Source organism: Ulvibacterium marinum (assembly GCF_003626755.1).
GTDB lineage: Bacteria > Bacteroidota > Bacteroidia > Flavobacteriales > Flavobacteriaceae > Ulvibacterium > Ulvibacterium marinum.
Genome location: NZ_RBCJ01000005.1, coordinates 176,825 through 189,614, shown reverse-complemented (window position 1 = coordinate 189,614; position 12,790 = coordinate 176,825). Strand labels below are relative to the sequence as shown.

Genomic DNA, 12,790 nt, shown 5'->3' with positions numbered 1-12,790 from the left:
TCACTACCAAGATCTATGATAGAGTCCTATAAAATAAAAGAAAATGGATATCATCCTTTTTTAATACGGGATGGCTGGCAGGTGGCACAACTGAATTATATGCCCGAACAAGAGATTGATAATATCAAAAGATTGGACGTTCACCATTTAACGGATGAGGTTTTTATACTGTTAAAAGGAAATGCCGTATTGATTGGCGCGATTATTAACGCAGGAGGGGTAACTTTTAAGTTAACATTGATGAAACCAAATGTTACTTATAATATTCCACAAGGCACATGGCATAATATAGCGATGACAGAAGGGTGCGAAACTATCATTGTAGAAAAATCAAATACCCATATTTCTGATTTTGAGTATTTTGAACTTAACGAAGTATACGTCCAAGAACTGAAGAATAAGGTCAATGAACTGTTTGATTCATCAAATAAAATGAAGTGAAATCCATTGGTCAGCAAAGAATTTGAGAAATGAAAAATATTGATTTAAGAGGTAAAAAAGCCTTGGTCACGGGTGGTAGTCAAGGTATAGGCGCTGAAATCTGTATGCAATTGGCCCATTGTGGTGCCGATGTTTTTATCAATTATAACAGGAACAGGGAGAAGGCCGAGGCATTGACTAAAGAAATCAAGGAAAAGCATGGTGTAAATGTTACCTGTGGTAGAGCAAATGTGTCCAATACAAAAGAGGTAGAGACCATGTTCATTCAAATGGATAACGAAATTGGCAACATCGATATTTTGGTGAATAATGCTGGTTGTGAAACTGTAGTCCACGTTTTGGATATGGAAGAAAAGGATTGGGATAGGGTAGTGGATGTCAATTTAAAAGGCCCGTTTTTATGTTCCCAACAAGCGGGGCGAAGAATGGAAAATAAGGGCGGCGGTGTCATTATCAACATTTCCTCCATTCATGATGTGGTTCCAAGAAAAGGGTTGATACATTATTGCTCCGCCAAGGCGGGATTAAAAATGTTCTCCAAATGCCTTTCATTGGAGTTGGCCGATAAAAACATACGAGTGATTTCTATTGCACCTGGGGCTGTTGAAACGAATATGAATCGCGAGGAAATCGCCAAATTTGGTAAAGACAAGTTCGAAAACTGGATACCTCAAGGAAGAATTGGAGAGGTCTCGGATGTAGCCAATACCGTAGTTTTTATGGCCAGTGATTTGGCAGATTACATCAATGGAGCCGATATTTATGTGGATGGCGCTTACATGAACCATACAATTCAGTACGATCCTAGACCTAAACGAAAAAATAAATAAGTACTTTCGGCCATGTCGGAAATAATCACATTGAAAGGGATTGCTTGGGACCACCCTAGAGGGTATGAGCCTCTCAGGGCTACATCGTTGGTATTCAGCAAAAAGCATCCGGAAGTTCGAATCGAATGGGATATCCGTTCGTTAAAGGAATTTGGGGATATCCCCGTTGAGGATTTGATCGATGCGTATGACCTGATTACCATAGACCATCCCTATATGGGACAGGCACATTCGAACAAGCTTTTAGTACCATTGGAAGAAAGGTTGTCGGAAACTGCACTAAATGAATATCGGAATCAATCGGTCGGGCCAAGTTTTGAATCCTATTATTATAACGGTCATTTGTACGCCTTACCCATCGATGCGGCTGCTTTGGTCTCAGCCTCAAGAAGAGATTTGATTTCGACCTTACATCTCGAACTTCCTGGTACACGTGAGAAGTTGTTTGACTTTTACAAAGAGGTCCCCACAAGGTATTCCATTGCATGGCCATTATGTGCCACTGACTTGTGGTGTACATTTTTGACACTATGCGCACAGGATGGGGGGAAGGATTTTATCGAGAATCGAAGGATTGATGAAAAATTAGGTGGTCTGGTCTGGGACGAATTAAAAGCACATTTGAAACACCTACATCCCGAATCCTTGAACTGGAATCCCATTCAGATTTTGGATTATATGGTAGCAAATGATGAAATTATTTATTCCCCCTTTTTATTTGGATATACCAATTATTCCAGGGAGGGCTACGCGAAAAATGTTGTACATTTCAGCAATAGCCCTACAAATCCTGCAAATGACGTTTCAACCATTTTAGGAGGGGTCGGATTAGCGGTTTCCGCAAAATGTAAACATGTGGACTTGGCGGTTGCTTATGTGGATTACGTAGCACGGGCAGAAACACAGGAAGACATGTATACCCAGAACGGAGGACAGCCTGGTAATTTGATCGCTTGGGAGAGTGCTACCAATAACTTACTATGTCATGATTTTTTTGACGAGACCCGAACAACGATGGAAAAAGCATACGTACGCCCACGACATAAGGGGTGGAATGAATTTCAAGAACAGGGGGCAGAGCTATTGCATAACAATCTGGTAAAAAATAGTCCATCTCACAAGGTAATGAAAGACTTGAATCAGTTATACCAATCAATTGTCTGATATGAATGGTACCTACAAAAATATTACGATACAAATAAAGGATAGCATTGCCGTGTTAAGCTTCAACAGGCCTGATCAACTCAATGCCATGAATCGGGAAATGATGGATGAAATCATTGCCGGTATTGAGGAAATAAATACGAACGACAAGGCAATGGTAGCGGTAATCACAGGTGCCGGAAGGGCATTCATGGCAGGTGCCGACATAAAGGAATATGGCAGTCAGACTCCGGAGCAGTTCAAAGCCTTCCAAGATAGAGGAATACAATTGTATGAAACCATAGAACATGCCCCGAAACCATGGATAGCTGCAGTTAATGGATTTGCATTGGGGGGAGGCTTCGAAATAGCACTCTCCTGTGATATGATATTGGCCTCCGAAGTTGCGAAAATGGGCTTGCCGGAAGTTTTTTTGAGTCTGGTTCCCGGTGGAGGTGGTACCCAACGTTTAATTCAAAGAATAGGAATTAACCGGACCAAGGAAATGTTGTTTACAGGTGGTCAATACAGTGCGTCGGCACTTTTTGATTGGGGCATCGTAAATCATGTATATAAGGATGAAGAATTTGATACCGAAGTTTTACGCTTTGCAGGAAAACTGACCCGAAGACCATCAGGAGCGATCCAACAATTGAAAAGATTGGCACATTTAAGTCTTTCCCCAATTCCTTTTAGTCAAAAAATTGAGGAAGAAGGTCAAGCGGTAACCGAGCTTTTTTACAGTAAGGAAGCCAAAAAGGCCATTCAAGACTTTATTGATAAATCATAAAGGAACCGCTATGTTAACCTTTTTTATAGGTAGTTATACAGAATATATTGTACCCGGTTTTGGAGGTATAGGGCATGGTATTTACACCGTTCAACTTAACCCGGATACAGGTAAATTAGTTGTCTTACATACAGAAAAGACACGTAATCCGAGCTATTTGGCCATTAGTGATGATGTTAAATTTCTGTATTGTGTTACGGAACTTGACGAGAGTGAGAATCCCAGGGTGAGAGCCTATAGGATTAATACTGACTTTTCATTGGAGTTTTTAAACGAACAATCGATTTCAGGGGGGTATCCATGCCATCTGGTAATCCACGAAAATAATATCTTATTAGCATGTTATGCTACCGGAAATGTAATTCAGTTTCCGTTGGACGTTTCAGGAAAACTGATGGAAGCCAAGAAAGGATATGACCACAAAGGTTCCAGTATAAATAAGGAGCGCCAAGAGGCACCCCACGCCCATCAAGTAGCCATTCACCCGAACAAAAAGGATATTTACGTTTGCGATTTAGGTATCGATACGATAAAAGCCTATCATTTAGAAGGAACGGAATTGACTCCAAATGAAACTAGGGATTGTGAGGTTTCCAAAGGAGGCGGTCCGCGGCATATGGTTTTTAACATGGAGGGCAGTTTGGCCTACGCACTTAATGAATTAACGGGGAACGTATCAGTATTACAAAATAGTGAGGGTTCATTTGAAGAAATAAAAACCTATTCCACCTTACCAGAGGATTATCAAGGAGTTCCAAGTGCTTCGGCAATTCGACTACACCCTAACGGAAAATACCTGTATGTAGCCAACAGACAACTAGATGCGCTAACCATCTTTGGTATTGTTGATGACAAATTACAGTTAATTGATTATCAATATACAAAAGGAAAGGAAATACGGGAATTCAACATAACCCCTGATGGCCAATGGTTGATTGCCTGTCATCAAAATTCGCACGATACCGTAGTTTACAAAATCCGGGAAGATGCAAAGCTGTTAGAGGCCTATCGTACCAAAGAAATTCTATCTCCGGTTTGTGTTGTTTTTCCAAATTAAAACTGGGTAGTGGGACGGTTTTTGCAAATTTTTAAAATAGAAACAAAGATGTCGTCCAACGGCATATTCGTATAAAATGGAGAGCAGGGAAAAAGAAGGCCCTTTAAACGGGTTGGTCGTTGCGGATTTCACACAATTGGCACAAGGCCCTTGGGCTACACAGATGTTGGGCGACATGGGTGCCGATATCATCAAAATTGAACCCGTGAAAGGTGATTGGATGCGGCATTATTCCTATGGCAACCTTTACCCGAACGGTGAAAGTATTTCTTTTTTAAGTTTCAATCGAAATAAGCGTAGCATTGCTTTAGATCTAAAAGACCCAAAAGGCAATAAAGTAGCAATTGATATCATTGCCAAGGCAGATATTTTGGTCGAAAATTTTCGCCCAGGGGTAATGGAAAGACTTGGGTTGGGCTATCAGGACATGAAAAAATTGAATCCTGGATTGGTGTATTGTTCCAGTTCGGGTTATGGTTCCTCAGGTCCTTATTTGCATAGACCAGGTCAGGATTTATTGGCACAATCTATTGGTGGAGGGTCAGCGTTGAATGGGGTAAAAGGTCAAATGCCGGTGGTTACTGCTGTGGGTCAGGCGGATCTATTAACGAGTCTATTCATTAATCAATCCGTTTTAGCGGCAATTCATTCGCGCTCCCAAACGGGAAAGGGCCAAAAAATAGAGGCTAACCTATTGAACTCTGTGGTAGGTTTTCATACTCAAGAAGTCACCGCTTATTTACATAAAGGCGAGAATCCCGAGCGGAGCAAAAGTGGCATTCCCAACCCTTGGCTTGGGGCACCCTACGGACTATACAATACCAAAGACGGCTATGTGGCCATTGGAATGAATTCTGTACAAAAACTGGCACAGGTCATTGGTTTAGAGAAGTATGCTACAGAAGAATTTGCATCGAACAACATTATGGAAAGCAGGGACGAAATTCGCTTTGCCTTTGATGCTGTTTTCAAGTCCAAAACTACGGACGAATGGCTAGAAATTCTTTTGAGGGAAGATATATGGTGCTCACAAGTAAATACCTTTGATGAAATGGTCAAAGATCCGCAAATCGAGCACAATCAAATGATTATTGAAATTGACCATCCCAGGGTTGGCAAGGTCAAAACAACAGGCTTTCCGGTTTGGTTTAGTGATACACCCCAAAAGATTTACAAATCTGCACCTCTCTTAAATGAAGATGCCAAAGAAATACTCGAAGAGTTTTGCGATTATGGCGATGATGAAAAAAATGCATTAATAACTGAAAATAAAGAATAGTGAAACTAGGATTCGGTCTATACAGACATATGCTCAATACGGAGCATTATCAATTCGCAAAGCAATGTGGTGCCACCCATTTAGTGATTCATTTGGTGGACTATTTTGGACATAATAAAGAAAATTCGGATCAACCCATCGGTGGTAAGGAAGGTTGGGGAAGGGCCGGAAATCCTAGTGAAATTTGGTCATTGGAAGAGTTGATGGCCATCAAAAAAGAAATCAACGACCACGGGTTGGAATTGGAGGCCATAGAAAATTTTGACCCGGCTCATTGGTACGATATTCTGCTGGACGGCCCTCAAAAAGAGCTGCAAATGGCAAATCTAAAACAGTTGATTCGTAATGTTGGCCAGGCAGGTATCCCTACTTTTGGATATAATTTTTCTATGGCGGGAGTAGCTGCAAGAACCCAAGGTCCGTACGCAAGGGGAGGAGCCATTTCCGTAGGTATGGAGGGTGGAGATGACACCCCGATACCTAATGGCATGGTCTGGAATATGGTGTATGACGAAAATGTAGCGGAAGGTACCGTACCCAAAATTGACCATGATGAGCTTTGGAACCGTTTACAGTATTTCTTGGATGAAATTTTACCCGTTGCGGAAGAAGCTGGGGTTAAAATGGCAGCGCATCCGGACGACCCACCGATGCCTTACGTTCGGGATACGCCAAGGCTGGTCTATCAACCCGATATGTATCAAAAATTAATCGATATGAATCCGAGCCCATCGAACAATTTGGAATTCTGCCTGGGCTCCATTGCTGAAATGACAGAGGGTAATGTGTATGATGCGACCGACATATATAGTAAGCAAGGTAAAATCAGTTATATCCATTTTAGAAATATCGTAGGCAAAGTACCTCACTATAAGGAGGTTTTCGTTGACGAGGGCGATATCGATATGTTCAAAATTTTAAAGATCCTAAAGAAAAACAACTTCGATGGGGTTTTAATTCCGGACCATACACCACAAATGACCTGTGATGCACCATGGTATGCCGGTATGGCCTATGCTATGGGCTATATGAAGGCAGCCATCTCATTATTGGAATAAGCAATTTGTGAAAACCAATACATAACCAAAAACAAATTCCAATTATGAAAAACAATGTTACTTTTTTAGCTGTAATCGCCGCGCTTGGAGGCTTTTTATTCGGATATGATACGGCTATTATTTCCGGGACTATCGGTTTTGTAAAAACACAATTTGAACTCAATACGGTTTTAGAAGGCTGGTATGTAAGCTCAGCGCTTGTCGGCACCATTTTAGGGGTTTCCGTTGCGGGTATTCTTAGCGACAAATTCGGCCGAAAGAATATATTGATTATGTCAGGGATATTTTTCGCTCTTTCGGCGATTGGCTGTGCGGTATCGGGTTCTTTCATTAGCTTGGTAATCTATAGAATTCTTGGTGGCATAGGTGTAGGTATTGCTTCTATGTTGTCACCCTTATATATCTCCGAGATAGCTCCCGCCAAGAAAAGAGGAAGGTTGGTTGCTTTATATCAACTGGCCATTACCTTTGGTATTCTAGTGGCCTATTTTGCTAATGCATATTTGCTATCACTTTCGACGTCGGAGAGCTTAGCGTCTACTTCAGGAATGACCCAGAAAATATTTGTCGCCGAGGTTTGGCGAGCAATGCTAGGTAGCGAAACCATTCCCGCTACCCTTTTCCTTTTATTACTTTTCTCCATACCCAAAAGCCCGCGTTGGCTTACCATGAAAGGGAAAAGGGAACAGGCCAAAAGCATTTTATTGCGATTCGTGACGAAAGAAGAGGCCGATATCGAAATACAAAATGTTGAAGACGTGCTGTCCAAGGAGTCTGGCGGGATTAAAGCTGTTTTTTCGGGGCCCTTTAAACTGGCGATGATTATCGGAATTTCATTGGCACTCCTAAGTCAAGTAAGTGGAATCAATGCCATTATATACTACGGACCAAAAATCCTGGAAGAGGGTGGTCTGCAGTTGGGTGAGGCCCTTGGCGGCCAAGTGGTAATTGGAATCGTTAATGTCTTGTTCACTTTTGTTGCCCTTTGGAAGATTGATGATTTAGGGCGAAAACCTTTGCTCACGTATGGTATAATAGGAATAATGATTTCACTGGTTGTAGTTGGCCTGTTGTTCTATTTTGAGGTAAATAATACGTATATCTTAATGACATTCATACTTACTTTCATTGCCTGTTTTGCTTTCTCTTTTGGTCCGGTAGTATGGGTGCTCCTTTCGGAAATATATCCGTTGAAAATTCGTGGTGCGGCAATGTCCGTGGCTACTATGGCGGTATGGGTAGGTACTACTTTTGTTGGGCAGATGACGCCTTGGTTTTTGGAAAACCTGAAGCCCCATGGTACGTTTTGGTTTTTTGCAGCCTGCATGATTCCAGCAGTTTACTTGGCCGTAAAAGTTCTTCCAGAAACCAAGGGAAAGACCTTGGAGGAAATAGAGAATTACTGGTTAACAAAAAAGGGATAATATGGATCGTCTTAAGGATAAGGTAGCTATTGTAACCGGGGCAGCCGATGGTATTGGATTGGCCATAAGCAGGGCTTTTAGTTCTGAAGGGGCAACGGTGGTCATGTGTGATATCAACGGTGATAAATGTGATGAGGAAGCTAGGAAATTGAGTATTAATGATGCTGTGATCAGAAGCCATCTTTGTGATGTAGGCGTTACCGAGGACGTACAAACAGTTGTTCAGAAGACCATAGCGGAATTTGAAAGGATCGATATTTTGGTAAACAATGCGGCAGTGGCCATATCGGGGGATATTCGGGAGATGCCCGAGTCGGACTGGGACAAGGTGATGAATATCAACTTAAAAAGTGTTTTTCGAGGGATAAAGGCAGTATTGCCCCATATGCTGCAACAACGATCCGGAAGTGTTATCACCCTATCATCGGCACAGGCTTTTCGAAGCTGGGATGACTGGACGGCCTATGCTGCGGCTAAAGGCGCCATTCTTTCCATGAGCAATCAACTGGCCGGACAATTTGGACACGAGAATGTACGCTTTAATACCATTTCCCCTGGAGCCATACTTACCCCTTTGAACGAAAAAAGAATTGCACAGGAAGGACAGGGTTTTTTGGAAGGTAGTATTGGCCAGGCCGCCATGCTACGTATGGGTGAAGCCGATGAAGTAGCGATGACCGCTGTTTTTTTGGCATCCGATGAGGCCAAATTTATTACGGGAGAAGATATTAAAGTAGATGGGGGATTGACCAGTCTTCCCAGATATATAGATAAAACAAAAAACAAGAAGTAATGCAACAAGCATTGGAAGGTGTAAAAGTATTGGACTTTTCACAATTGTTACAGGGCCCTTTTGCTACTCAGATGATGGGTGATTTGGGTGCCGATGTTATTAAGATTGAAAGAAATGGTAGTGGCGATATCTATCGCGGCATGACCTTTTTTAATCAGTGGATCGCAGGTGATGAATCGCCTTGCTTTATGGCCTGGAATAGAAACAAACGTTCATTGGCGATAGATATAAAATCCCCTCAAGGCAAAGAAATCATTTACAAACTGGCCAAAGAAGCAGATGTTCTGGTAGAGAATTTTCGCCCAGGGGTGATGGAGCGCTTGGGTTATGGCTATGAGGATTTAAAAAAGATTAACTCACGTATCATTTATTGTTCCGCCAGTGGTTGGGGAGATGATGGGCCTTATCTGACCCGCCCAGGGCAGGACTTGTTGGTACAGAGCGTGAGCGGTGCCATTATGACAAGCGGCAAAAACTCCGATGGGCCTGTGGCCATAGGTACGGCCCTGTGCGACCAAGTAAACGGGCTCAACTCCGTCTATGCTATCCTTGCCGCATTGTATTATCGTGAAAGGACAGGTAAAGGCCAGCAAATAAAGACCAATCTATTGTCCTCGGCCATTGCCTTTCAGATGCAGGACTATTTTACCATTCAGAATTTAGGACAGACTTTTGAGCGCCCAGAATCCAAAATAGGGCATCCGGGTAATGGGGCTCCCTTCGGTATGTATGAAACTAGTGATGGGTACCTCACCATTGCCATGAGTCCTTGGCCTAAATTGGTAGAAGCCTTGGGAGACCAATCATTAATGCGGTACAATGACCCCCAGGTACTTTTTGATGATCGGGATAAAATCCATGGTATTGTAGAAGCTATTACCGTCACTAAAACCACGGACGAATGGTTGGAGATCATGTTGGGCTTGGATCTTTGGGTAGCCAAGGTAAATGACCAAAAAGATGTAGAAAAAGACCCTCAAGTCATCCATAACGATACTTTTATCAAGGTAGACCATCCAAAGGCTGGAAAGGTAAAAGTGACCAATGTTCCCTTTACCATGAGCGAGACTCCTGGGCATATCAAGCGTTCGTCTCCGCTTATCGGAGAACATGGTACAGAAATTCTAATGGAAATAGGGTATAGCCAAGGAGATATTGAAAATTTGGTTTCAGAAAATGTTATCAGCATTGAAAAGATTACATGACATGAGGTGTTGTTTTAGGAAAAGCGATATCGTTCTCGCCTGTCTTTTGGTTTGTTTTGGTTGTAAACAGCAGTCGGAGGAAGTTGTCCAATCCGAATCTGCAAATCCACTGCCTAGGAAGGCGTATTTGGGCTATGTGGATACCCGCGTAGGAACGGCGCCAAGTATTGCCGATATAACCGTTACCGAAGTTGAGGAGCCACTTGGTTATGTGTCTCCCATTGTAGGGAACCCCTCTGCTTTGACCCATTGGACTCCCCAGACCGCAAAATGGACCGATCGTGTAATAACCGTTCCCGTACCGTATTGGTATGACCAAAAAAAGATTCAAGGTTTTCGGGGTACGCGATATCCCAATGGCGCCGTGGTTGGCGATTGGGGACCTATGTCCCTAATGCCTCTTACCGGAGAAGTTAAAATTGATGCAGATGAACGTGCTTCAAGCTTTAGCCATGCTACTGAGATTGCCAAACCACACTATTACTCGGTAAAACTGGACGATTATGATATCAAAGCTGAATTTACCGCGGCTTCCAAAACCGGATTTTTTCAGTTTACTTTTCCAGAATCCGAGTCGTCTTCAGTAGTTTTTGACGGAGTGTATGTTCCGGGATATTATAAGGTGATTCCAGAAAGGAATGAGATTGAAGGTTACACGGTTATCGCAGGGCATTTTAAGAATCACTTTGTGGCCAAGTTCGATAAAAAATTTGAAGCGTACAATGTGGACATGTTGCCTAATGTGGTAGATGCCGATTTGGTTCCGGACGGATTCAAAGCGGCCTACTACAACAACGATAAATTGGAAGGAGAACCGGATGTATTCGTAACTTATTCCAAATTGAATTACAACTGGTTGAAAGCTCCTGCAGAAGGTGTTGAGGACGATTTCTTTTCGGCAGTGTATACGGGTACCCTGGTAGCAAGACATTCCGGGGAACATACCTTTGAATTAACGACCAAGGATGGTACACGAATGTACATTAATGACGAAATGGTCATTGACCAATGGATGTATAGGGCAACAGGTACCAACATCCATAAGATGAACCTCATAAAAGGGCAGAAATACAATATACGCATCGAATACTACGACGGTTCTAGCACTACCGAGATGCATCTAAGATGTGCGGAGCCCGTACGACCAGACCCCGATCTTGGTCCCAAGATGGCACTTAAAGGAGCCGATGGGAATGCAGTTTATATAACCTTTGCCACAAAAGATCAAGAAAAAGTAAAGATGAAAGTGGGTACTTCCCTGATTGATTTGGAACAAGCTCGGGCAAATATGGAAGAAGAATTTTCAGATTTCGATTTTAACGAAGCCGTAGCAAAGGGTTCCGATGTTTGGGAGAAAGAATTAAATAGGATTCAAGTGGAAGGTGCCGATGATGATAAAGCAATCTTCTATACGGCCTTGACCAAATGTTTCGTAAATCCTCGCAATTTAAACGAAGGAGGTAGGTATTTTAGCCCATTTGATTTTGAGGTTCACGAAGGTGAAATGTATACCGACTTATCCATTTGGGATACATTCCGTTCCTTGCATCCACTATGGGTAATTTTAAAACCTCAGGAAACTACCGATGTTATTAACGGTATGTTGAACGCCTATAAGCAGGGAGGTTGGTTACCAAAATGGCCAAACCCCTGGTATCGTAGTATTATGATGGGAACTCACGCCGATGCGGTTATTACCGATGCCTATATAAAGGGCATTAGAGGTTTTGATACTGAGTTGGCTTTTGAGGCCATGTTAAAAAACGCTACTGAAAAAGGAAATCGCGGTTTTTCAGGTCGAGTTGGGATTGAGTATTTCAATGAAATTGGCTATGTACCTACTGATATTTTTGGATTTTATGGTGAACCTGTAGCAAGAACTCTTGAGTTTTCCTATGATGATTACTGTATTGCCCAAATGGCAAAAGCTTTAGGCAAAGATGATCATCATGATGATTTTACTCAACGATCCAAGCGATACATTAATGTTCTGGATAAAGAAACCGGCTTGGTTCGTGGGAAGAAACGAAACGGAGAGTGGCTACCTCCTTTAGATAAAAGTATTAGTGTTTGGGCACAAGGAACCGACCATGATACTGAAGTATACTATAAGAATCATACCTTGTTGGTACCACATGATATCCCTGGATTGGCTGACTTTATGGGTGGAGAAGAAAAGCTGGTGGACTACCTAGACGAGTTTTTTGAAAAGGATATGTATTACGTGGGGGATGAATTCTCCATGCATGCGCCGTATATGTATAACAGTTTGGGCACTCCCTGGAAAACACAAAAAGTGGTACGGGATATGTTGGCCAAATATTTCTTTGATGATGTGGGCGGGTTACCGGGGAATGACGATTGCGGACAAGTGTCCTCTTGGTATGTCTTTGGGGCTATGGGTTTTTATCCTGCCTTACCAGGTACCCCGACTTATGAAATCTGTAGCCCTATTTTTAATAAGGTTCAGATAAGCGTTGGCAAAGGAAAGGTGTTTACCGTAACCGCCAACAACAACTCTAAGGAGAATGCCTACATTCAATCGGCCACTCTAAATGGTGAGCCTTACAATTCAAGTCAATTATTTCATAATGCCATCATGGAAGGTGGAGAACTGACCTTTGAAATGGGGCCTGAACCGAATAAAGAGTGGGGTAATCAAAGATGATTTGAGAATTCAACATCTCGCATATAACCTTTTAAATGACTGGTGATGCACTTTGGTATGTAACTATATCAATCACTTTCCCAAAAAATAAGTATAACTCTT

11 protein-coding genes are annotated in these 12,790 nt (G+C 42.3%); all 11 read left to right on the top strand.

The window, feature by feature from the left end:
- Positions 1-15: 15 nt before the first annotated feature.
- The 11 genes from D7Z94_RS22115 to D7Z94_RS22065 all read left to right on the top strand — a co-directional run bounded on the left by D7Z94_RS22115 (position 16) and on the right by D7Z94_RS22065 (position 12,688).
- Positions 16-441 (top strand): cupin domain-containing protein, encoded by a 426-nt coding sequence (locus D7Z94_RS22115; protein ID WP_120713819.1) that lies wholly within the window; start codon positions 16-18, stop codon positions 439-441.
- A 29-nt stretch (positions 442-470) separates the two neighbouring features.
- Positions 471-1,271, top strand: a complete 801-nt coding sequence (locus D7Z94_RS22110) for an SDR family NAD(P)-dependent oxidoreductase (protein ID WP_120713818.1) — start codon at positions 471-473, stop codon at positions 1,269-1,271.
- A 12-nt stretch (positions 1,272-1,283) separates the two neighbouring features.
- Positions 1,284-2,435 carry an ABC transporter substrate-binding protein gene (locus D7Z94_RS22105; protein ID WP_120713817.1) on the top strand — a complete coding sequence of 384 codons (1,152 nt, stop codon included), beginning with the start codon at positions 1,284-1,286 and terminating at the stop codon, positions 2,433-2,435.
- A gap of 1 nt (position 2,436) precedes the next feature.
- The gene (locus D7Z94_RS22100; protein WP_120713816.1) at positions 2,437-3,204 is read left to right on the top strand and encodes an enoyl-CoA hydratase/isomerase family protein; all 768 of its coding nucleotides are present in this window, start codon (positions 2,437-2,439) and stop codon (positions 3,202-3,204) included.
- 10 nt (positions 3,205-3,214) lie between these two features.
- Entirely contained in the window at positions 3,215-4,261 is a 1,047-nt protein-coding gene (locus D7Z94_RS22095; RefSeq protein WP_120713815.1) for a lactonase family protein, read from the top strand.
- A gap of 76 nt (positions 4,262-4,337) precedes the next feature.
- Positions 4,338-5,540, top strand: a complete 1,203-nt coding sequence (locus D7Z94_RS22090; protein ID WP_120713814.1) for a CaiB/BaiF CoA transferase family protein — start codon at positions 4,338-4,340, stop codon at positions 5,538-5,540.
- A complete protein-coding gene (locus tag D7Z94_RS22085) occupies positions 5,540-6,598 on the top strand; it encodes a mannonate dehydratase (RefSeq protein ID WP_120713813.1) in 1,059 nt (352 codons plus the stop codon). The genes D7Z94_RS22090 and D7Z94_RS22085 overlap by 1 nt, the downstream gene beginning before the upstream one ends.
- Positions 6,599-6,642: 44 nt before the next feature.
- Positions 6,643-8,022, top strand: coding sequence for a sugar porter family MFS transporter (locus D7Z94_RS22080; protein ID WP_120713812.1), 1,380 nt, complete (start codon positions 6,643-6,645; stop codon positions 8,020-8,022).
- A gap of 1 nt (position 8,023) precedes the next feature.
- Positions 8,024-8,815 carry an SDR family NAD(P)-dependent oxidoreductase gene (locus D7Z94_RS22075; RefSeq protein WP_120713811.1) on the top strand — a complete coding sequence of 264 codons (792 nt, stop codon included), beginning with the start codon at positions 8,024-8,026 and terminating at the stop codon, positions 8,813-8,815.
- A complete protein-coding gene (locus D7Z94_RS22070) occupies positions 8,815-10,020 on the top strand; it encodes a CaiB/BaiF CoA transferase family protein (protein ID WP_120713810.1) in 1,206 nt (401 codons plus the stop codon). Before D7Z94_RS22075 ends, D7Z94_RS22070 begins: the two co-directional genes overlap by 1 nt.
- Positions 10,004-12,688 (top strand): GH92 family glycosyl hydrolase, encoded by a 2,685-nt coding sequence (locus D7Z94_RS22065; RefSeq protein ID WP_158594704.1) that lies wholly within the window; start codon positions 10,004-10,006, stop codon positions 12,686-12,688. The genes D7Z94_RS22070 and D7Z94_RS22065 overlap by 17 nt, the downstream gene beginning before the upstream one ends.
- Positions 12,689-12,790: the final 102 nt, after the last annotated feature.

Coding starts and splice junctions, on each gene's coding strand:
- D7Z94_RS22115 (WP_120713819.1), top strand. CDS start 16: ATGATAGAGTCCTATAAAATAAAAGAAAATGGATATCATCCTTTTTTA.
- D7Z94_RS22110 (WP_120713818.1), top strand. CDS start 471: ATGAAAAATATTGATTTAAGAGGTAAAAAAGCCTTGGTCACGGGTGGT.
- D7Z94_RS22105 (WP_120713817.1), top strand. CDS start 1,284: ATGTCGGAAATAATCACATTGAAAGGGATTGCTTGGGACCACCCTAGA.
- D7Z94_RS22100 (WP_120713816.1), top strand. CDS start 2,437: ATGAATGGTACCTACAAAAATATTACGATACAAATAAAGGATAGCATT.
- D7Z94_RS22095 (WP_120713815.1), top strand. CDS start 3,215: ATGTTAACCTTTTTTATAGGTAGTTATACAGAATATATTGTACCCGGT.
- D7Z94_RS22090 (WP_120713814.1), top strand. CDS start 4,338: ATGGAGAGCAGGGAAAAAGAAGGCCCTTTAAACGGGTTGGTCGTTGCG.
- D7Z94_RS22080 (WP_120713812.1), top strand. CDS start 6,643: ATGAAAAACAATGTTACTTTTTTAGCTGTAATCGCCGCGCTTGGAGGC.
- D7Z94_RS22075 (WP_120713811.1), top strand. CDS start 8,024: ATGGATCGTCTTAAGGATAAGGTAGCTATTGTAACCGGGGCAGCCGAT.
- D7Z94_RS22070 (WP_120713810.1), top strand. CDS start 8,815: ATGCAACAAGCATTGGAAGGTGTAAAAGTATTGGACTTTTCACAATTG.